The organism is Buttiauxella noackiae ATCC 51607 (assembly GCF_001654865.1).
GTDB classification, from domain to species: Bacteria; Pseudomonadota; Gammaproteobacteria; order Enterobacterales; family Enterobacteriaceae; genus Buttiauxella; species Buttiauxella noackiae.
Window position 1 is genome coordinate 1 of sequence record NZ_LXEO01000047.1, and the last position, 21,502, is coordinate 21,502.

The following is a 21,502-nucleotide window of genomic DNA, read 5'->3' on the forward strand; positions in this document are numbered from 1 at the left end:
TGGCGGTTGAGGCGGGAATTGATGATGACAGCACTTTTAGCTGGGTCGTGATTGAAAACCAAAATAAACGTGGCGAAGCCCGTTCAGCAACGCTCCCACTTCCTGCCATCATTCTTGAAAAAGTACGTGCAGGCGAAGCGTTAGGGCCTGTGATGTCCGCCTATACGGGTATCGATAAAATTGGTCGTAAAGAGGGTGCGATTGGCGTATTTACCGCCGGGAAATTGACTCGCAGTAGCGTTTACCACCAGGCGGTTATTCTGGCGCTGAGCCCATTCCATAACGACGTTTATCGTTAATCTTTCGCACTCAACAACTCCTGCTCCAGCCATGCTCGCAGCGCTGGCGGAGCAGATTTCAAGCTATTTGAGCCACGGGTAATAGTCGCAATGCCCGCACCCAGCTCATTTTTAAGTTCACGCTGACTCATCTCGCCGCGCAGTAACTCTTCGACAATTCTGACACGAGTCCCAAGGGCTGTGCGTTCGTCTGGTGTCAGTAACAACATCAACAACGGCATATGTAGCTGCTTGTCGAACGATTGTTGTAGCAACTCCACAAAGCGGAGCCACTCTTGATTGCTTTGTTCGGCATGCTCTGCCGAATATTGAGAGTGCTGAGTCATGTTATGCCACCCTACTTTATACTAATTAACTAGTACGATAGCATAACATGGACACCCCAAAATCAATAACGGCGTTGCCACTCAGCATTGGTCAGCAACGGCGCTGATTTACCCATGAAGTACTGATAATACGCATCATAAGCCAGCACGTTTTTCACATATCCGCGCGTTTCTGAAAATGGAATACTCTCAACAAACGCAATTGCATCGATGCGTCCGGCACTGTTGCCAAGCCAGGTTCTGACGCGTCCAGGCCCCGCGTTATACGCAGCTGACGAGAAGATCCTGTTGTTCTCGAATTGTTGATAGACGGACTGCAAATACGTCGTACCAATATTGATATTGGTTTCAGGGTCGAGTAACTGAGAGGGGCTACTGTAGCCCGGAATGTTGAACACTTTCACGGTATGTGCAGCCGTAGCTGGCATAACTTGCATCAAGCCGCTGGCTCCAACAGGTGATTTAACTTTCGGGTTCCAGGCACTTTCCTGACGCGCAATCGCCATTGCATAGCTTTGCGAGATGTCTTTACCACTCACATAGCGAGAAAACGCCTCTTTATAAGCCAGCGGGAAACGCTCTTCGAGATGATCCCAAAGCTTCCCTGCGATCGTTGCCTGTACGCTAAGATCCCACCAGTTTTGATCAAACGCATAACGCGCTAATCCTTCTTGCTCGGGTTTGCTGCGGCTGGTGATCAAGTTTGCCCATTCGCTGCGCGCAGTGTTATCCATCTGCCAGTACATTAGCTCGCGGACTCGCGCCATTTCTGGCCCCTGCACCAGCGCCGGATTCACAGCAACTGCTTTATCGACACGCAACGGGTAGTCTTCCCCTAAACGCTGGGCTGCCACCATCGGATAAAATCCTCTTTGCTGCATAAGCGCCCTGAGGATCTCATTAGCTTCCGCATCACGGCCTCGTTCCAACAATAGATCTGCTTGCCAGTAGCGCCATTCATCTTTCTCTTTGGCTTCCATTGGTAAACGCGCAAGCCAGGTATTCAGACCAACACGATCCCCCGTTCCCAGCGCCATACGCACACGTCGCTCAACGAGGGTCGTTGATTCTGAACGCATAATGGCATCATCACGCCATGCAGCCTGTTCAGCCGTAACATCGTTGCCCATCAAGCGCCAGGCAACGGTATCTCTGAGCTCCTGAGCCTGAGAGTCATTAAGTTGCTGCGCTTGCACCAGTGATGGGATCATCATGCGCGCATTTTCTACGTCATCCCGCGCCACTCGGGTAAACGCAATCGCCGCAGCCTGGCGCGTAAAGTCTGTTGCGCCCACGGACTGGGCAAATGTCAGCACCGAATTGGGGTTGTTTTGCAGATTTATTAGCGCGCTGGAGATGGTCTGGTAATCCGCAGGCATCTGACCTGCGAGGTTATTGACCAGCGAGGTATTGCCCTCTTTCATCGCCAGGCGAATACGCTCCAGATAGGCCAACGGATCTTGTGTCCCTGAAGAGCGCCACGCCGAGAATAAACGGTCACAGCTCGACGGCAGATTTTTGCCCGTCAACCATAAATCTTTGGCTCCCGCCCATGCAGCATCCGCCTGACCGGTGTTCCATTTCGCGTAGTAATAATTACATTTAGATTCGGTCGTGCCCGGCTGTTCAGGGCTGAATGCCAGCAAGCCACGCCAGTCTTCACGACGGGCGAGTTCATTCACAAAGCGTGATTTCAAGGAGCGAGCTGGCGGTAGCGTTGGGTTTGCCTCAATAAAGCGACTAACGACAAGCGTGGGCTCATTCATTAAGTCGTCTGTAATCTGGCGATATTCGAGATAAGGATAGAGAGGATAATCCTGCAACGTGGGCATCATTTGCTGCACCACATCCATTTGCTTGCTATCCCACGCTTGTTTGATTTGTGCGTATCGGATGCGTTGCTCATCGAGCGAATCCGCACGAACTGCATGAGTTAATGCCGCAAGGCTTACAATCGCCACCAGCAATTGTCCCGCGACTTGTTTGGCTTTCCCCACAAGTTCTCCTCACATATTTACAGGCAGCATCATGCCGCCATCAGTTACTTCATGCTAACTCTGCCATTGCTGTTTCGCCACGCCAGAGCACGTTATTTTGGGTATAACACTGTCCAGGGTGTTTCGGGTAACACATCCGTCTTCCCCTGCTGGGATTACCTGCTGAAAACGGCTACACTTCGCCTTTGATACGAACCATCTTAAATCACGAAAAAGAGGCGAAGTCGCACTGTGGCTCAATTCGTTTATACCATGCATCGTGTCGGCAAAGTTGTTCCGCCGAAACGTCATATCCTGAAAAATATCTCGCTCAGTTTCTTCCCTGGCGCCAAGATCGGCGTACTGGGTCTGAACGGTGCCGGTAAATCCACGCTGCTGCGCATTATGGCCGGCATTGATACCGACATTGAAGGTGAAGCCCGTCCACAACCTGGCCTGAAAATTGGCTACTTAGAGCAGGAACCGAAGCTCAATCTGGAGCACACGGTTCGCGAATCTGTTGAAGAAGCGGTTTCTGAAGTGGTTAATGCCCTCAAAGGCCTCGACGAAGTGTATGCCAAATACGCTGAGCCGGACGCCGATTTCGACAAACTGGCTGCCCAACAGGGTAAGTTTGAAGAAATCATTCAGGCACACGACGGCCACAACCTGAACGTGCAACTTGAACGCGCCGCTGACGCACTGCGCTTGCCTGACTGGGATGCGAAAATCGCTAACCTGTCCGGTGGTGAACGTCGCCGTGTCGCCCTGTGCCGCCTGCTGCTCGAAAAACCAGACATGCTGCTGCTCGACGAACCAACGAACCACCTGGATGCTGAATCCGTGGCGTGGCTCGAGCGCTTCCTGCACGACTTCGAAGGCACTGTTGTGGCGATTACCCACGACCGTTACTTCCTCGATAACGTTGCAGGCTGGATTCTGGAACTTGACCGCGGTGAAGGTATTCCGTGGGAAGGTAACTATTCCTCCTGGCTTGAGCAGAAAGACGCACGTCTGGCTCAGGAAGCCTCAACGGAAGCGGCGCGCCGTAAATCCATTGAGAAAGAGCTGGAGTGGGTTCGTCAGGGCGCGAAAGGCCGTCAGTCTAAAGGCAAGGCCCGTCTGGCTCGCTTTGAAGAACTGAACAACACCGAATACCAGAAACGTAACGAAACCAACGAACTGTTTATTCCACCTGGCGCACGCCTGGGCGATAAAGTCGTTGAGGTTACCAATCTGCGTAAATCCTACGGCGACCGCCTGCTGATCGACGATTTGTCCTTCTCCGTACCGAAAGGCGCGATTGTGGGGATCATCGGCCCGAACGGCGCGGGTAAATCTACCCTGTTCCGTATGATGTCCGGCCAGGAACAGCCTGACAGCGGCACCATCGAACTGGGCGAAACCGTTAAACTGGCGTCTGTCGATCAGTTCCGTGACGCAATGGACAGCAGCAAAACCGTGTGGGAAGAAGTTTCCGGCGGGCAGGACATCATGCGCATCGGCAACACCGAAATGCCAAGCCGCGCCTACGTTGGCCGCTTTAACTTTAAAGGCGTTGACCAGGGTAAACGTGTTGGTGAACTGTCCGGTGGTGAGCGTGGTCGTCTGCATCTTGCGAAACTGCTGCAAGTTGGCGGCAACGTCCTGCTGCTCGATGAACCAACAAACGACCTGGATATCGAAACCCTGCGCGCGTTAGAAAACGCCCTGTTGGAATTCCCAGGCTGTGCAATGGTTATCTCGCACGACCGTTGGTTCCTTGACCGTATTGCCACGCACATTCTGGACTACCAGGATGAAGGCAAAGTGGAATTCTTCGAAGGTAACTTTACTGAGTACGAAGAGTACAAGAAACGCACCCTTGGTGCGGATGCGCTGGAACCTAAGCGTATTAAGTACAAGCGCGTAACCAAGTAATTGTTCTGAAACCCTCTCCTGCAAGGGAGAGGGTTGTTTTATCGGCGTTCGCCAATCATGTTCTTCACCAAATCAACACAGCGCAAGAAGCGAGAATCATAGTCAGGTTCTTCTACATGAACATAGCTGATGTTGTTCTCATCAAGCATCGACACCAAAAGATTCTGGAACGATTTCCTGTCGGTATCACTGCCCAGACTACGCAAGCCATCGGCTACCCACGGCGTGTTGTTCTCCAGCAAAATCACCAGATCAAAGCGGTACTCATCAATCAGCGCCTGCACAAATGGGTGTTCGCGCCCTTCATACTTTTTACAGAATGCCTGAGTCGTCACAAAGTCAGTATCGATAAAAGCAACTTTATTGGCATATTTCACTGCAAAATCAACGTACTGAGCATGCCCTATCGCAATTTTATCGTAGTCGGAATATTGCAGCGCCATCTCATCGCCACCCAGATGAGAAAAGACATAGTCACGCCCGTATTCCCAGGCGCTGGTGGTGTTGAAAATATTGGCGAGCTTATTCACCATCCACGACTTACCGCTCGATTCCCCGCCCAGAATCGCGACGGTTCGGACAAAGAACGGTTTTACTTCAGTTGGAATATATTCCCAGTAGCGGAATGGGTTTTCGCGGATCTGCCCACCGCTGATATTCATAAATGTCCGCTTCGGGTCGATAAGCACGGTCTCAATGCCGAGCTGTTCGATAAACCGTGGTGCATCATTCTCTTCAGAGGTGTAGATACAGTCAGGATTAATGCCTTTGCTTTCCATAAAAGCTTTGATGCCGCGGCTCCAGACATCCCAACCGTGTGGATATGGCTCCATCCCTTCTTCGTTAAACGAATGAATGCGAATATTTTTCTGGTACTTAAAGGTTTGAAGCAACCAGCGCAGACGGTCGCCGGTTGTCGGCTGTTGTGACATGGCACTGTCTTCAAACAGAAGACGATCTCGGGTTTCGTCATAGCCCATGATGATATGTAACTCATCAACCTGGCTTGCTGCGCGTTGAATCAGGTAGATATGGCCGGTATGCAGGGGATAAAACTTCCCGAATACAACACCAACCTTTTTCTCACGGCGGGGAAATTCCAGCCCGAGGAAACGGTGCAGGGCTTCAAGTTTTTGAGCGCTTGGGCTTTTGATTTTGGCGTTAAGTAGCTGGCTAAGATAGCCCTTGGTCATACCGCAGGATTCCGCAACTTGCTGCAGGGTAACGTTCTGCTGGCGAATAGCGGTTTTTAAATACTCAAATGACGACATGCTGCCTGCCTCCTGCAAAATTGGGCAAATATACAATTATAAGTCTTGTAAGTCGTCAAACACTGCCAGCGCATCAGCAAGTTTTTTCACCCCGAAGACCTGCATCCCTTCCGGTAGTTTTTTCGGCACGTTGGCCTGCGGAACAATCGCGCGTTTAAAGCCGTGTTTTGCCGCTTCGGAAATACGCTCCTGCCCACTTGGCACCGGACGAATTTCACCTGCCAGCCCAACTTCACCAAACACAACTAAATCCTGCGGCAAAGCCCGGTTGCGCAGGCTAGATACCATCGCCAGTAGTAAGGCGAGGTCAGCACTGGTTTCGGTAACTTTCACACCGCCAACCACGTTCACAAACACATCCTGGTCAGCCATTTGCAGCCCGCCATGGCGGTGTAAAACGGCCAACAAAATCGCCAGACGGTTTTGCTCAAGACCAACAGCAACCCGGCGTGGGTTGGACATCATAGATTGATCCACCAGCGCCTGAATCTCTACCAGCAGCGGACGCGTCCCTTCCCACACCACCATTACCGAGCTACCGGGTGTGACTTCATCACCACGGCTCAGGAAGATAGCGGAAGGGTTACTCACTTCACGCAACCCCTGCTCCGTCATGGCGAACACGCCCAGCTCATTTACTGCACCAAAACGGTTTTTGTGGCTGCGCAGTGTGCGGAAACGGGAATCGGCATCGCCATCAAGCATTACCGAGCAGTCGATACAGTGTTCGAGGACTTTTGGCCCGGCAAGTGAACCGTCTTTAGTGACGTGACCGACCATGATAATCGCCACACCACGCGTTTTGGCAAAGCGCGTCAGGTAAGCGGCAGACTCACGCACCTGCGCTACACTTCCCGGCGACGACTGCACGTCGGCCATGTGCATCACCTGAATGGAGTCGATGACCATCAGCTTCGGCGCTTCTTCTTCGGCAATCATGCAGATTTGCTCGATGCCGGTTTCCGAAAGCATATTCAGATTGTTGGTCGGCAAACCCAGGCGGTGGGCGCGCATCGCCACTTGTTGTAGCGACTCCTCACCGGTGACGTACAGCGTTTTCATTTGTTCGCTGAGTTTGCACAGCGTTTGCAGTAGCAGCGTGGATTTACCGGCCCCAGGGTTACCACCAATCAGAATGGCACTACCCGGCACGACGCCGCCGCCCAGTACGCGGTCAAACTCTTTAAAACCGGTGGAAAAACGCGGTAGCTCTTCGAGGCTGATATCGGAAAGTTTTTGTACTTTGCTGACGCCCGCACTACCGGCATAACCAGACAAACGCTCGTTACGCGCAACTGTCGGTGAGGCGGCAATACGCACCTCAGTGATAGTGTTCCACGCCTGGCAGGCGCTGCATTGCCCTTGCCAGCGAGGATAATCTGCACCACATTCGTTGCAGACAAATGCACGTTTCGGCGCTTTCGCCATTAGCGTTCTTCCTGAATAAGACTGCCTGAAAGAATACAGAATACACCCATCAAATCAGCATGACGGATGGTGATTTCTGTTTTCTCATTAACCTTCGGTTTCGCGTGATAAGCGATACCCAGCCCGGCAGACAGAATCATCGGTAAATCATTCGCGCCATCACCAATTGCAACAGTTTGCGCGACAGGGATTTCATATTTATCCGCAAGGCGTTTGAGCGTATCGGCTTTGAATTGGGCATCAACAATTTGACCAATGACCTCACCGGTCAGTTTGCCGTCGCAAATTTCCAGCTCATTTGCCACGACCGCATGCAAATGCAGTTTGTCGCGCAGATACTCTGCAAAGAAGGTGAAGCCACCGGAAGCAATCGCCACTTTCCAGCCTAACGATTCGAGCTTAAGCACCAGAGAAGTCAACCCAGGCATCAGCGGCAGCTCATCACGCACCTGGCGCAAAATAGAAGCATTTGCCCCTTTGAGGGTTGCAACGCGTTGCTTCAGGCTTGCCGCGAAGTCCAGTTCGCCACGCATCGCGCGCTCGGTGACTTCCGCTACCATTTCACCGGTACCCGCCAGTTTAGCGATTTCATCGATACATTCGATTTGGATGGCGGTGGAATCCATGTCCATCACCAGCAGGCCAGGTGTGCGTAGATGAGGGATTTTACCCAGCGGGGCAACATCTAACCCAGCCTCATGCGCAAGCTTGGTGGCTCGGGGTGTTAATGAACCTGCCAGGCGAATAACCTGATAGTCTTCAACACACCACGCGGTGACGATTACCATCGCCGCACCCAGTTTACGTTGGTAGCGATTCAGGCACTCTTTATCCAGATTCCGACCATACAGAAGCCAGCCGCTGCGGCCAGCACGGTAATCGAGTGGCATCACTTCATCACCACTTAACGATAGCGGCAACCCAGGCCAGAGAGAGACATCGGTCGGCAGGTCGCACCAGGTCAGACTATTTGGCATCACAGCTCCAGAAAAAAGATAAAGGCCAGAGTATACCGATTAACATTCGAGTTGCAGGTAGGCGGCCAGCACGACCCCCCCCTGGATCTTACTTGAGTAAGTGACCGGAGTGAGCGTCTGCAGCCAACACCCCTGCAGCTTGAAGGATGATGGGTATAAAACAACGCATGAGGCTACCTTGTCTGTGCGGCTTCTGGCAACATTAAACTGTGCAGTAAAACCGGCAATTTTTCTAAGGTGCATTATGGCTCGGGCAAAAATGAAATTCAGGCTGCATCGTGCAGTGATTGTGCTTATCTGCCTCGCACTTTTAGTCGCGCTGATGCAGGGAGCGTCGTGGTTTAGCCAGGGGCATCAACAGGCCCGTAACGTTCAGCTTGAAGAGCTAGCCAAAACCCTGGCACGCCAGGTGAGTTACAATCTGACGCCGCTGATGAAATCCGAAAACCCGGATGAGAAAAAGATTTCAGCCGTCCTCAAGTTATTGACTCAGGACAGCCGTATTCTGGATGCGGGCGTTTATGACGATAGCGGCGACCAAATCGCGCGAGCTGGTGAAGGGATTGGCGTACGCGACAGACTGGCGCTGGATGGCAAAAAAGCTGGCAGTTATTTCAATCAACAAATTGTCCAGGCTATTGAAGATAAAGACGGGCCGGTTGGCTATCTACGAATCACGCTTGATACCCACACGCTCGCTACCGAAGCCAAACAGGTGGATAACACCACGAATATTCTGCGCCTGATGATGTTGCTGGCGTTAGCAATTGGTATTGTGCTGACACGTACGCTTTTGCAGGGTAAACGCACCCGCTGGCAGCAGTCTCCTTTCCTTCTCACTGCAAATACCGAAGTGAAAGAAGATGAGGAAGAACAGGCGGCCAATAAGCCATAGATAAGAAAGGATTTCTACGATGACGACCTTACGACTGCTTATTTCTGACTCTTACGATCCCTGGTTCAACCTGGCCGTAGAAGAGTGTATTTTCCGCCAAATGCCCGCAACTCAGCGCGTGCTCTTTTTATGGCGTAACGCAGATACCGTCGTAATTGGGCGGGCGCAAAACCCGTGGAAAGAGTGCAACACCCGCCGCATGGAAGAAGATAACGTGCGCCTGGCAAGACGCAGCAGTGGCGGCGGCGCTGTTTTCCACGATTTGGGGAATACCTGTTTCACGTTTATGGCCGGGAAGCCGGAATACGACAAAAGCGTATCTACCGCTATTGTCGTTAATGCACTCAATTCACTGGGAATTAGCGCAACTGCTTCCGGGCGCAACGATCTGGAAGTTGCCACTGCTGAAGGGCCACGCAAAGTTTCAGGATCTGCATATAAAGAAACCATGGATCGTGGTTTCCACCATGGCACACTGCTGCTCAACGCCGATTTAAGCCGTCTGGCTAACTACCTGAATCCAGATGAGAAAAAACTTAAAGCCAAAGGAATAACGTCTGTGCGTGGACGCGTTGCAAACCTCAGCGATCTGTTACCAGGCTTAACCCATGAGCAAATTTGCGATGCGGTGCGCGAATCATTCTTTGCTTATTACGGCGAACGCGTTGAAGCGGAACATATCTCGCCTGACGCCCTGCCCGACCTACCCGGATTTGCGGAAACCTTTGCCCGCCAAAGCAGCTGGGAATGGAATTTCGGCCAGGCTCCAGCGTTCAGCCATTTGCTGGATCAGCGTTTTACATGGGGCGGCATTGAGCTGCATTTCGATGTTGAGAAAGGGCATATCACCCGCACACAAATTTTTACCGATAGCCTGAACCCTGCGCCTTTAGAAGCTCTGGCGGCACGTTTACAGGGATGCCTGTATCGTAGCGATATGTTGCACCAACAGTGCGAAACTCTGATTGCCGATTTCCCGGAACAAGAAGCCGAATTACGCGAGTTGAGCGCGTGGATTGCGCAGACAGTGCGCTAAGCGAGCCGCTTAACGTTTGCCTCAACGGTATCAAGTTGTAATGCCCTCTCCCTGCATAGCCCGAGAAACGCCGGGCTAATCTCCTGATTCAGGCCTGCCCTGCATCATCTAATTTGCCAGAACGGAAACTGTCTAATCTGACGCACCGGTCTGATCAGAGACTTTTGAGTTGCTCTGGCCTCTCCCGCTTTGATGACATCACTTTCAGTGTTTACCGGCCGTGAAAACCTCACCTGGCTGACACCCAAACGCTGCCGCAATGAGTTTGTAGCCCGTGTAGTAGTAAATCCGTCAGAGCGCTCATGTGAATAGATTTATGAATAGATCTGTCGCGCTATGCATTTGAAAGGTAAAAGAAGTGAGGAATGAAAGAGAGAAACTGAATAGATACTATGAAAAATAAAAGGGTGCCGAAGCACCCTTTAAAATCTTACTCTTTGTCGCCCAGTAACACAGATTCAAGAGCAATCTTGATCATGTCGTTAAAGGTCGTCTGGCGCTCTTCGGCAGTTGTCTGCTCGTGGGTACGGATATGGTCAGATACAGTACAGATAGTCAGTGCTTTAGCACCGAACTCTGCTGCCACGCCGTAGATCCCGGCCGCTTCCATTTCCACGCCCAGGATGCCGTATTTTTCCATTACGTCAAACATGGTTGGGTCTGGCGTGTAGAACAGGTCTGCGGAGAAGATGTTGCCTACGCGAGCGTCTACGCCCAGCGCTTTAGCTGCATCAACGGCATTGCGAACCATATCGAAGTCAGCGATTGCTGCAAAGTCGTGGTCTTTGAAACGCAGACGGTTCACTTTAGAGTCGGTGCAAGCACCCATGCCAATAACCACATCACGCAGCTTCACATCAGCACGTACCGCGCCGCACGAACCCACACGAATGATTTTCTTCACGCCGAAATCAGTGATCAGCTCTTTGGTGTAGATGGAGCAGGACGGGATACCCATACCATGACCCATTACGGAGATTTTGCGGCCCTTGTAAGTACCGGTGAAGCCCAACATGCCACGCACGTTGTTCACTTCACGAACATCTTCGAGGAAAGTTTCTGCAATATGCTTTGCACGCAGCGGGTCGCCAGGCATCAGTACTACGTCTGCGAAATCACCCATTTCTGCATTAATATGAGGCGTTGCCATCTTTATTATTCCTTTTGTAAGAGGTTCAGTGCGGGCGGCAATTCAACCGCCCGACAAAATCACAGCATGTTTTTGCCGTAGTCCATTGGGGACGTGCCGAAATAGCTGGCAACGGTCTGGCCGATATCCGCGAAGGTTTCACGGTGGCCGAGAGAGCCAGCTTTCACTTTCGGGCCGTAGACCAATACAGGAATGTGTTCACGAGTATGGTCAGTGCCTTGCCAGGTCGGGTCACAACCGTGGTCAGCGGTGAGGATCAGAATATCGTCCTCTTTCAGCAGTTCCATCAGTTCCGGCAGGCGGCGGTCAAACAGTTCTAATGCTGCGGCATAACCTGCAACGTCGCGGCGGTGGCCATAAGATGAGTCAAAATCAACGAAGTTGGTGAACACGATAGTCTCATCACCGGCTTCTTTCATCTCTTTGATGGTGGCATCAAACAGCGCATCCAGGCCCGTCGCTTTCACTTTTTTGGTGATACCGACTTCAGCGTAGATATCCGCAATTTTGCCCACGGAAACAACCTGACCATTTTTCTCATCAACCAGTTTTTTCAACACGGTTGGTGCTGGTGGTTCAACAGCCAGGTCATGGCGGTTACCAGTACGCTGGAAGTTACCCGCTTTATCGCCGACAAACGGACGTGCAATAACACGGCCAATGTTGTAGCCACCTTCGGTCAACTCTTCACGCGCGATTTCGCACAGCTCATAGAGTTTGTCCAGGCCGTAAGTTTCTTCGTGGCAAGCAATCTGGAACACGGAGTCAGCAGAGGTATAGAAAATCGGCTTGCCGGTTTTCATATGCTCTTCACCCAGTTCATCCAGAATCACAGTACCGGAAGAGTGGCAGTTACCGAGGTAACCAGGCAGGTTTGCACGCTTGACCAGCTTTTCCAGCAGTTCTTGCGGGAAGCTATTTTGCGTATCAGAGAAATAACCCCAGTCAAACAGTACAGGAACACCGGCGATTTCCCAGTGACCAGACGGAGTGTCTTTACCGGATGAAAGTTCATGCGCCCAGCCATATGCACCGATAACTTCTGCATTACCGTCCATACCTGCTGGAATTTTACCGGTAGAACCTTCGGCGGCTTTTACCAGCCCCAAACGCGTCAGGTTTGGCAGATGAAGCGGCCCTTTACGACCTTTGTCTGCTTCGCCTTTGGCACAAGCTTCTGCAATGTGCCCGAAAGTATCAGAGCCAACATCGCCAAATTTTGCTGCATCTTCTGTTGCGCCGATGCCGAAAGAGTCCAGCACCATAATAAATGCACGTTTCATAATTTCTCCTGCGTCGTTGCGCCTGAAACGCCCGGAGGCGTTTCAAAAAGTGATCAGATCAGTATGCCAGCAATTAGCTAATACGGCGATACACTTCTGGCGTTTGTGCTGGTGCGGTCTCGTTAACTTTAATTGCCGCTTTAACAGCACGGGCCGCTTCCTGCCATTGGGCTTCACTTGCCGCATGAATCACTGCCAACGGACGTGTGGTATCCACACTGTCGCCCAGACGAGCCATGTCGGTAAAACCAACGCTGTAGTCGATGGTGTCAGATGCCTGACGACGGCCACCGCCCATGGAAACGACAGCCATACCTAATGCACGAGTGTCCATCTGGTTTACGAAACCAGCACGGTCTGCGAATACCGGCTTGCTCAGAACTGCAGTTGGTAGGTATTTCGCGTAGTTTTCGACGAAATCTGCCGGGCCTTTCTGAGCTGCAACCATACGGCCAAAGACTTCTGCCGCTTTACCGTTATCCAGCACTGCTTGCAGTTTTGAACGCGCTTCGGCGTCGTCTTTCGCAAGGTTGCCGGAAAGTAACATTTCCACGCACAGCGCCATGGTCACTTCATGCAGACGCGGATTAACATGTTCGCCCGTCAGGAATTGTACCGCTTCACGAACTTCAACAGCATTACCCGCGCTGGATGCCAGCACCTGGTTCATATCAGTCAGCAGTGCCGTGGTTTTAACACCCGCGCCGTTTGCCACGCCAACAATCGCTTCGGCGAGTAATTCAGAAAGCTCATAGGTCGGCATAAATGCGCCACTGCCCACTTTCACGTCCATCACCAGCGCATCCAGGCCTTCGGCCAGTTTCTTCGCAAGAATCGACGCGGTAATCAGCGGGATGGAGTCTACGGTCGCGGTAATGTCACGCGTCGCGTAGAAACGTTTGTCAGCCGGAGCAAGCGAGTTAGTCTGGCCGATAATTGCCACACCGACATTTTTGATGATGTCGCGGAAACGGTTATCGTCCGGGAAAATATCAAAGCCTGGGATCGCTTCGAGTTTATCGAGCGTACCGCCAGTGTGGCCTAAACCGCGGCCAGAAATCATTGGGATATAACCACCACATGCCGCCACCATTGGGCCAAGCATTAAGGATGTCACATCACCCACGCCACCCGTGGAATGTTTATCAACAATTGGGCCGTTCAGGTTAAGGCTCTTCCAGTCCAGTACGGTTCCTGAATCTCGCATCGCCATGGTCAGTGATACGCGTTCAGGCATAGTCATGTCGTGGAAGAAGATAGTCATTGCCAGCGCGGCAATCTGCCCTTCGGAGATGGTGTTATCTCGAATACCATTAATGAAGAAACGAATCTCCTCATCACTTAGAGCATGACCATCACGTTTTTTACGAATAATTTCTTGAGCGAGGAACAAGGTAACCCCCTGAGCACATCAGGTGAAATGCGGCGGGGAAACCGCCGCGAATAAACATTACTCTAAATAATTCGAGTTGCAGGTAGGTGGCAAGGGAACGACGCCCAGGAGCTTACACGAGTAAGTGACTGGGGTGAGAGCACACAGCCAACGCACCTGCAGCTTGAAGTATGACGAGTAATTAGTAGCTGCTTGCGCTTTTACCGTCGCCATGGCCCAGAGCTTTTAACAAGCTTGCGAGCAGGCTGGAAGCGCCAAAGCGGTAGTGACGGGAATCAGCCCAGTCAGCACCAAACAGATCATCAGCAATTGACAGGAACAGCGCTGCATCTTCTGCAGTACGCACGCCACCCGCTGGTTTGAAACCAACAGTTTTTTCAACGCCCATATCACGAATAACTTCCATCATGATGCGTGCGCTTTCAGGTGTTGCGTTGACTGGCACTTTACCAGTAGAGGTTTTGATGAAATCAGCGCCTGCTTTGATGGAAATTTTAGAAGCTTTACGAATCAGTGCTTCTTCTTTCAGCTCGCCGGTTTCGATGATGACTTTCAGCAAAACGTTAGCCGCAGCACAGGCTTCTTTACAGGCTTTCACCAGTTCGAAACCAACTTGTTCGTTACCGGCGATAAGCGCGCGGTATGGGAACACCACATCAACCTCGTCTGCGCCATAGGCAATAGCAGCACGAGTTTCAGCCAGTGCGATTTCGATGTCATCGTTGCCGTGTGGGAAGTTGGTCACTGTAGCGATGCGAATATCAGGAGTGCCCTGAGCATTCAGAGTTTTACGCGCGATTGGGATGAAACGCGGGTAGATACAAATAGCTGCAGTATTGCCCACTGAAGTTTTTGCCTGATGACAAAGTGCGATCACTTTTTCGTTCGTGTCATCGTCATTCAGGGTCGTCAGGTCCATCAGTTTCAGAGCGCGCAGGCTGCTTGCAGTTAAATCGGTCATAACATTCTCCAACAAAAGATATAGAATCAGTTGCGATGTTATAATTATAACATTCACAACCCTGATGGTTTTGTGTATAGCTTCACAAAAGCCACGGTGAAATTACATAATTTGTACAGTATATGTGATTTAACAAGGAGTGATAACGGAAAAGTCGCCATCAGAAATAAAAAATGGCCGGCGCAAGCGCCAGCCATTGATTTTACAGGGGTGTTATAATTTTAACATCGCCTTTTTTATAATGACAGGAAGACCCCGGCAATTGTGGCACTCATCAGGTTTGACAATGTACCTGCTGCTACAGCCTTCAGACCTAACTGTGCAATGTCATGACGACGGTTTGGAGCCATGCTTCCAAGCCCACCAATCAAAATAGCGATAGAAGAAAGGTTAGCAAAGCCACACAGAGCGAAGGAGATAATTGCTTTGGTGTGGGAGGAGAGAACCTGCAAGCCTGCTGCCGCTACAGTCGCGTCATCTTTCAGGTATTCCCCGAAGTTCAGGTACGCAACAAATTCGTTGATGATCAACTTCTGACCGATGAATGAACCTGCAACGTTCGCTTCACTCCACGGCACACCAATAATCCATGCCAGCGGTGAGAACACCCAGCCCAGAATCAGTTCCATAGACAGTTGCGGATAGTTGAACCAACCACCAATGCCAGAGAGCATGCCGTTAAGCAACGCAATCAACGCAACAAACGCCAGCAGCATTGCGCCTACGTTCAGAGCCAGTTGCATACCAGAAGCTGCACCTGATGCCGCCGCATCCAGCACGTTTGCCGGGCGGTCTGGATCATTTTTCAAAGATTCCAGTTCAGGTGAGTCGTTTGGCGTTTCAGTCTCAGGCAAGATAATTTTGGCGAACAGCAACCCACCTGGGGCTGCCATGAATGAAGCGGCAATCAGGTATTCTAGTGGCACGCCCATTTGCGCGTAACCTGCCAGCACTGAACCTGCAACAGAAGCCAAACCACCACACATTACAGCGAACAGTTCTGAACGCGTCATAGTGGCGATATAAGGACGAACAACCAGCGGAGCTTCAGTCTGACCAACAAAGATGTTTGCTGTTGCAGAAAGAGATTCTGTACGAGAGGTTTTAAGAACCTTACGCAGGCCACCGCCAAGAATACGAATAACTAGCTGCATAATGCCAAGGTAATACAGCACAGCAATCAGTGAGGAGAAGAAGACAATAATTGGCAGAACGCGCAGTGCGAAAATAAAGCCACCGCCGCCAAAGACTTCGAACATTTTGTCTGAAACTAAGCCACCGAACAGGAAGGAAATACCCGCATTACCGTAACCAATTACGTTAGCGACCCCTTCGGACATAGCGAGCAGAACCTGGCGACCGACCGGAACATACAGGATTAGCGCCCCGATACCGACCTGAATAATCCATGCACCTAATACAGTGCGCAGATTAATTGCTTTGCGATTACTGGAAAGTAAAACGGCGATCAGCAGCAGAACGATCATGCCGATCAATCCCATGAGTAGTTGCATACAGAATCCCTGTGTATTGAATGAAAAAGGAAAGCGGGCTAAAAAACCTCAGCGAGGCGGGATTATAACGGCAGGGAGGCCAGCAAATGGAATGGCAATCACGTATTTATAGACATTCACAGAAACGTTTGTCTTATTAAGTGAGCTAAGTCACATTTTGTTACTTACTATTTCATTGCAAATAATTCATTACAGTTACTAATAATCACATTCGCGATAACTTCAGGAGGTTCTGAACGCAGTGTAGAAAGTGTCTGAAAAACATCAACAATGCGTTCCGGGCGATTCGGCTGTCCCTGCCAGCCGTTAAGCGGCATATCAGGAGCATCCGTTTCCAGAACCAGCGCGCTAAGGGGTAAGCGCGCCATAACATCGCGCGTTTTGTTGGCGCGTGGATAAGTAATCGTTCCACCCACACCAATTTTGTAACCCAGCGCCACAAAACGCTCGGCCTGTTGCAGGCTCCCCGAGAAGCCATGTACCACACCAGTGCGCGGTAAATTATGACGCTTCAAATGCGCTGCAAGTTTGTCGTGCGTGCGGCGTGAATGGAGAATGACTGGTAAATCATAACATTTTGCCAGTTTTAGCTGCGCATCCAGCATCACTTCTTGTTTATCAAAAAGCGGATTTTCCATATAAAGATCGAGCCCTATCTCACCGATAGCCACTAATTTTTCAGGCCGCTGTTTCAGGTGATGCTCGAGCAGCGCCAAAGACGCATCCTGATGCTTGTGAATCACTATCGGATGTAAACCCAGCGCGGCATACAACGCAGGGTAGTTGTCTGCCAGCGCCAGAACGGTACTAAATCGGTCTGCTTCGATGGCCGGAACAATGATTTTTGTTACGCCCGCTTGCGCCGCGAGGGCAATGCTGTTGGTTTCATCATCGCTAAACGGCGGAAAGTCGAAGTGACAGTGGGTATCGTAAAACGTCATCGTCACGCCGTATCTTCGCTATTGAAAGTGGAGTCGTTAGCTTCTGGTGTTTCAATCACCGCTTTAGACAATGGCTCAGTGACCACGGTCTGCGGAACGACAATACGCGGAAGGTGGCGTTTTATTGGTGGCTTATCCGTGAGCAATTTCCCGACGGTTGCGAGGAAGTAACGCCCGCACAAACGCCCAGTTTTATAGTCGGTATTTAGCGCGGGTAACCGACTACCCAATGCAGAGCTCATCAACGGTTTCGGTGGGTAAATCTCGAAGATACGCAGTTTACCTGGCGGCTTTTCAATAAAATTCTGAATCTCGCGGTAGCTGGCTTCATGGTGATGCACCAGGTTTAGCAACGGTTGCAGGCTGCTGTCGCCAAGCCAGCGCTCCATGCGTTTAAACCATTCAGGTGTGTAATACATTTGTGAGGGCACAGTGCGAATGACGACCAGAGTATCGGCTCCAAGACGAACAGCTTCTCTCACTGGAACCGCATCGCTTATCCCACCATCCTGGTAACCGATGCCGTCTATTTCCACCCCGGTACGGTAAAAACCAGGAATCGCGCTTGATGCTTTAAGCAAATTCAGCCAGGTGCCGCTATTTGGGGAAAAATAACCCGGCGTGTAGTCGTCACTACGACAGGCGCACATATAAAACGCTTTGCCAGATTCAAATAGCTTTTCGGCCGTCGTCATTGAAAGCGGGATTTTGGTGGCAGTGGATTCCACAAGCCAATCGAGATCAATGAGATGCCCACCACGCACAAAGCGCAGAGGATCAAAAAATTCGCGAGTCGTCGTAAAACGAGTAATCACTCTTCTGGCATAACCCGGCTGGTGACAAACGTAAGCTGAGAGGTTTTGCGCACCGGCAGAAGTGCCTAAGAAGAGGTCAAACGGGTTGAAATTAGCGCGCATAAATTCGTCCAGCACGCCAGCTGTGAATATCCCACGCTGCCCGCCGCCTTCACAAACAATGGCGAGTTTTCCGGGACGAAAAGTTTTGATCGCAAGCGGCGAAATATTGCCGAGCGTAACGGGTATTCTTTGTCCCACCCTGCTTTCCTTGGTTCTTTATCCTTCATTTTAAGTCGCAGGGGCGTTGGCTGCGCTCAATCACCCCAGTCACTGTCTTCACTAAGCTGTCAGGAATGTTCTCCCTGCCCGCCTGGCTGCAACTCGAAATCTAAAGGATATTTATTATTGGTTATTTGTTAGCCGATTAAAAACGCGAGAGCCAGTCTAAATAGACTGGCTCTCTGGTCTGTCTCTAAATGTTATAGCACGGAAATATTGCTAAGGGCGTTTTCGCCCCATAAACAGACTCACCAGGAACAGAATAATACCTACCACGAAGACAATTTTTGCTGCACCTGCCGCAGTACCCGCGAGAGTACCAAAACCCAGTGCTGCTGCAATCAACGCAATAACCAGAAAAATAATGCCCCAACGAAACATAAGCTTCTCCTTAACCATAATGAACCCGAATCGCTTCTGGATGAGTGCCTGGAACACACTCATTGGCGATATTGAGTAACGATGTTGCTGACCTACTCCCCCGGCATTACGCCGAAGGAGAAAGTTTCTATATGCCCTGTTACTTCACTTTCAGGTCGTTTTTGACGCTTTTCACGCCATCAACTGCTTTAGCTATACTCTCGGCTCGAGCAGACTGCGCATTCGATTCCACAGTACCGGATAGCTGTACAACACCTTCAGTGGTTTCCACTTTCACGTGACGTGAAGGGACAATGTCATCAGCTAAAAGCTTAGCTTTAATTTCGCTAGTGGTGGCAGTATCGCCTGCATAACCGCTGACAGATTTATCAGAGCCGTTACGCACATGTAGTTTGTCGCTCACGGAAGAAACCCCTTCCACGCCTTTCGCGACCGTGACAGCTTGTTCAGCCTGAGCCTGGCTTTCAACAAAACCACTCAACGTCACCACTTTCTTTTCAGTTTTCACTGAAATATCGGTGCTTTTGATAGTGTCGTGATCGACAAGCGCAGCTTTGACTTTTGCCGTGATTGCGCTGTCATCCATGAAATTACCGACGTCTTTTACAGAGCTATCGATTTTTTCGCCTGCTGTGTCTGCCGCCATTGCACTCCCACCAGCCAATACAGAGCCAAGAACAACAGCTAACAGAGTTTTAGAAATCTTAGTCGTAGTCGTAGTCATCGATTAATTCCTATTGTTTTGCTCACAATTCGAGCGTAAGCCTTAACGTAACGGCTTTCCTTAAGAATTGGGCTAATTGTTACAGTCCAAAAGTTTTCAGTTCAGTTTTTAATAGCGCCAGGAAAAATTAGTACGAATGAACTCGCCAGAAATCTTCATTTACGTGGCATTTTCAACCAACCAATTTGTCACTGGTTTGTTAAATATAGACAACAATCACGGAATTGCATGGCGAAAGTGGATGAACATGAAGGAAATGCGGGAAATTAAGAACAATCCGTAAGGGATTAATAAGACGGGAAAAGTAGCAGGACGCGACGGCTGCCGCGCCCTGAGAGACGATTAGTGCTCGCGGGTTTTACGGAACGAAACTTCTGGATAACGATCTTGTGTCAGGTTCAGGTTGACCATTGTTGGAGCGATATAAGCAAGGTTATCACCGCCATCAAGCGCCAACTGCATTTCGTTTTTGCGTTTGAATTCTTCAAACTTCTTAACGTCAGTGCTTTCTACCCAACGCGCCGTTGAGACGTTGACCGACTCGTAAATCGCTTCAACGTTGTACTCACTTTTCAGACGCGCCACAACCACGTCGAACTGCAGCACACCGACCGCACCAACAATCAGATCGTTGTTGGCGATTGGACGGAATACCTGTACCGCGCCCTCTTCAGAAAGCTGAACCAGACCTTTAAGCAACTGCTTCTGCTTTAATGGGTCGCGCAGACGAATACGACGGAAAAGTTCAGGTGCGAAGTTCGGAATACCGGTGAACTTCATCATTTCGCCTTGAGTGAAGGTATCACCAATCTGAATGGTGCCGTGGTTATGCAGACCGATAATATCGCCTGGATACGCCTCTTCAACGTGTGAACGGTCACCCGCCATAAAGGTCAACGCATCAGAAATCACCACATCTTTACCGGTGCGAACCTGGCGCAGTTTCATGCCTTTTTCGTACTTACCGGAAACCACACGCATAAACGCAACGCGGTCGCGGTGTTTCGGGTCCATGTTGGCCTGAATTTTAAACACAAAGCCGGTGAACTTTTCTTCCGCAGCCTGAACTTCACGGGTATCTGTTTTGCGTGGCATCGGAGCCGGAGCCCACTCAACCAGGCCATCGAGCATATGGTCAACACCAAAGTTACCCAACGCAGTACCGAAGAAGACTGGCGTCAGTTCACCTTCAAGGAACAGTTCACGGTCAAATTCGTGGGAAGCACCCTGAACCAGTTCCAGCTCGTCACGCAGCTGCGCGGCAAGATCTTCACCAACAGCAGCATCAAGCTCTGGGTTATCTAGCCCTTTGACGATGCGCACTTCCTGAATGGTGTGACCTTTACCCGTCTGATAAAGATAAGTTTCGTCTTTATAAAGGTGATAAACACCTTTGAACAGCTTGCCGCAGCCGATAGGCCAGGTGATCGGTGAACAGGCGATTTTCAGCTCGCGTTCCACTTCATCCATCACTTCCATCGGGTCGCGGATGTCGCGGTCGAGTTTGTTCATAAAGGTGAGAATTGGCGTATCACGCAGACGGGTAACTTCCATCAATTTACGGGTACGATCTTCTACACCTTTCGCGGCGTCGATAACCATCAAACAACAGTCAACCGCAGTCAGAGTACGATAAGTATCTTCGGAGAAGTCTTCGTGCCCTGGGGTATCGAGGAGGTTAACCAGGCAGTCGTGATACGGGAATTGCATGACAGATGTGGTAATCGAGATACCACGCTGCTTTTCCATTTCCATCCAGTCAGATTTAGCATGCTGGCTGGAACCACGGCCTTTTACCGTACCGGCGGTCTGAATGGCCTGTCCGAAAAGCAAAACTTTTTCAGTGATGGTCGTTTTACCGGCATCGGGGTGAGAAATGATCGCAAAAGTGCGGCGTTTCCCCACTTCTTGCAAAAAAGGAGACAAAGTCATAATGAAATCTTCTGTGTAT

General features: G+C 50.6%; 19 protein-coding genes. 4 read left to right on the forward strand and 15 right to left on the reverse strand.

Translation table 11 applies throughout. From position 1 onward, the window contains the following. Positions 1 to 299, forward strand: a 299-nt coding sequence (gene yjjX / locus M979_RS14465) for an inosine/xanthosine triphosphatase (RefSeq protein ID WP_157093251.1), incomplete at its 5' end; no start/stop codon positions are given. Here the strand turns inward: yjjX and trpR are convergent. Next, entirely contained in the window at positions 296 to 625 is a 330-nt protein-coding gene (gene trpR / locus M979_RS14470) for a trp operon repressor (RefSeq protein WP_034459454.1), read from the reverse strand. The genes yjjX and trpR overlap by 4 nt on opposite strands. A gap of 62 nt (positions 626 to 687) precedes the next feature. Beyond that, positions 688 to 2,622 (reverse strand): murein transglycosylase, encoded by a 1,935-nt coding sequence (gene sltY / locus M979_RS14475; protein WP_064555350.1) that lies wholly within the window; start codon positions 2,620 to 2,622, stop codon positions 688 to 690. A 231-nt stretch (positions 2,623 to 2,853) separates the two neighbouring features. Here sltY and ettA point away from each other — a divergent pair, with 231 nt between their 5' ends. Then, positions 2,854 to 4,521 (forward strand): energy-dependent translational throttle protein EttA, encoded by a 1,668-nt coding sequence (ettA, locus tag M979_RS14480; protein ID WP_034459457.1) that lies wholly within the window; start codon positions 2,854 to 2,856, stop codon positions 4,519 to 4,521. 38 nt (positions 4,522 to 4,559) lie between these two features. Here ettA and nadR read toward each other — a convergent pair whose 3' ends face one another. Genes nadR through serB form a run of 3 tightly spaced genes read right to left on the reverse strand, consistent with a single transcriptional unit; the run spans position 4,560 to position 8,197 of the window. Then, positions 4,560 to 5,792, reverse strand: a complete 1,233-nt coding sequence (gene nadR, locus M979_RS14485) for a multifunctional transcriptional regulator/nicotinamide-nucleotide adenylyltransferase/ribosylnicotinamide kinase NadR (RefSeq protein ID WP_034459459.1) — start codon at positions 5,790 to 5,792, stop codon at positions 4,560 to 4,562. Positions 5,793 to 5,828: 36 nt separating this feature from the next. Continuing rightward, positions 5,829 to 7,220 carry a DNA repair protein RadA gene (gene radA, locus M979_RS14490; RefSeq protein ID WP_034459460.1) on the reverse strand — a complete coding sequence of 464 codons (1,392 nt, stop codon included), beginning with the start codon at positions 7,218 to 7,220 and terminating at the stop codon, positions 5,829 to 5,831. After that, entirely contained in the window at positions 7,220 to 8,197 is a 978-nt protein-coding gene (serB, locus tag M979_RS14495) for a phosphoserine phosphatase (protein WP_034459462.1), read from the reverse strand. The genes radA and serB overlap by 1 nt, the downstream gene beginning before the upstream one ends. Before the next feature lie 244 nt (positions 8,198 to 8,441). Here serB and M979_RS14500 point away from each other — a divergent pair, with 244 nt between their 5' ends. After that, the gene (locus tag M979_RS14500; RefSeq protein ID WP_034459464.1) at positions 8,442 to 9,092 is read left to right on the forward strand and encodes a YtjB family periplasmic protein; all 651 of its coding nucleotides are present in this window, start codon (positions 8,442 to 8,444) and stop codon (positions 9,090 to 9,092) included. A 19-nt stretch (positions 9,093 to 9,111) separates the two neighbouring features. Next, positions 9,112 to 10,128: a lipoate--protein ligase gene (lplA, locus tag M979_RS14505; protein WP_064555351.1), complete on the forward strand. Its 1,017-nt coding sequence runs from the start codon at positions 9,112 to 9,114 to the stop codon at positions 10,126 to 10,128. 430 nt (positions 10,129 to 10,558) lie between these two features. On the opposite strand, the gene deoD is transcribed toward lplA, so the two are convergent. From deoD to prfC, 10 genes are all read right to left on the reverse strand, one after another. Further along, positions 10,559 to 11,278 carry a purine-nucleoside phosphorylase gene (deoD, locus tag M979_RS14510; protein WP_034459469.1) on the reverse strand — a complete coding sequence of 240 codons (720 nt, stop codon included), beginning with the start codon at positions 11,276 to 11,278 and terminating at the stop codon, positions 10,559 to 10,561. A 59-nt stretch (positions 11,279 to 11,337) separates the two neighbouring features. Next, positions 11,338 to 12,561, reverse strand: coding sequence for a phosphopentomutase (gene deoB, locus M979_RS14515; protein ID WP_034459472.1), 1,224 nt, complete (start codon positions 12,559 to 12,561; stop codon positions 11,338 to 11,340). Positions 12,562 to 12,634: 73 nt separating this feature from the next. After that, complete coding sequence (gene deoA / locus M979_RS14520; RefSeq protein ID WP_064555352.1) at positions 12,635 to 13,954, reverse strand: thymidine phosphorylase; 1,320 nt, start codon at positions 13,952 to 13,954, stop codon at positions 12,635 to 12,637. A 181-nt stretch (positions 13,955 to 14,135) separates the two neighbouring features. Then, on the reverse strand, positions 14,136 to 14,915 hold the full coding sequence (deoC, locus tag M979_RS14525; protein WP_064555353.1) for a deoxyribose-phosphate aldolase: 780 nt from the start codon (positions 14,913 to 14,915) through the stop codon (positions 14,136 to 14,138). 236 nt (positions 14,916 to 15,151) lie between these two features. Continuing rightward, positions 15,152 to 16,429 carry a NupC/NupG family nucleoside CNT transporter gene (locus tag M979_RS14530; RefSeq protein ID WP_034459478.1) on the reverse strand — a complete coding sequence of 426 codons (1,278 nt, stop codon included), beginning with the start codon at positions 16,427 to 16,429 and terminating at the stop codon, positions 15,152 to 15,154. A 167-nt stretch (positions 16,430 to 16,596) separates the two neighbouring features. Continuing rightward, entirely contained in the window at positions 16,597 to 17,376 is a 780-nt protein-coding gene (locus tag M979_RS14535; protein ID WP_064555354.1) for a TatD family hydrolase, read from the reverse strand. Continuing rightward, positions 17,373 to 18,425, reverse strand: a complete 1,053-nt coding sequence (locus tag M979_RS14540) for a patatin-like phospholipase family protein (RefSeq protein ID WP_064555355.1) — start codon at positions 18,423 to 18,425, stop codon at positions 17,373 to 17,375. Before M979_RS14540 ends, M979_RS14535 begins: the two co-directional genes overlap by 4 nt. Positions 18,426 to 18,665: 240 nt before the next feature. Then, positions 18,666 to 18,827 (reverse strand): DUF1328 domain-containing protein, encoded by a 162-nt coding sequence (locus tag M979_RS14545; RefSeq protein ID WP_064513877.1) that lies wholly within the window; start codon positions 18,825 to 18,827, stop codon positions 18,666 to 18,668. A gap of 139 nt (positions 18,828 to 18,966) precedes the next feature. Beyond that, on the reverse strand, positions 18,967 to 19,551 hold the full coding sequence (osmY, locus tag M979_RS14550; protein WP_034459484.1) for a molecular chaperone OsmY: 585 nt from the start codon (positions 19,549 to 19,551) through the stop codon (positions 18,967 to 18,969). A gap of 342 nt (positions 19,552 to 19,893) precedes the next feature. Then, on the reverse strand, positions 19,894 to 21,483 hold the full coding sequence (gene prfC, locus M979_RS14555) for a peptide chain release factor 3 (protein WP_034459486.1): 1,590 nt from the start codon (positions 21,481 to 21,483) through the stop codon (positions 19,894 to 19,896). Positions 21,484 to 21,502 lie beyond the last annotated feature (19 nt).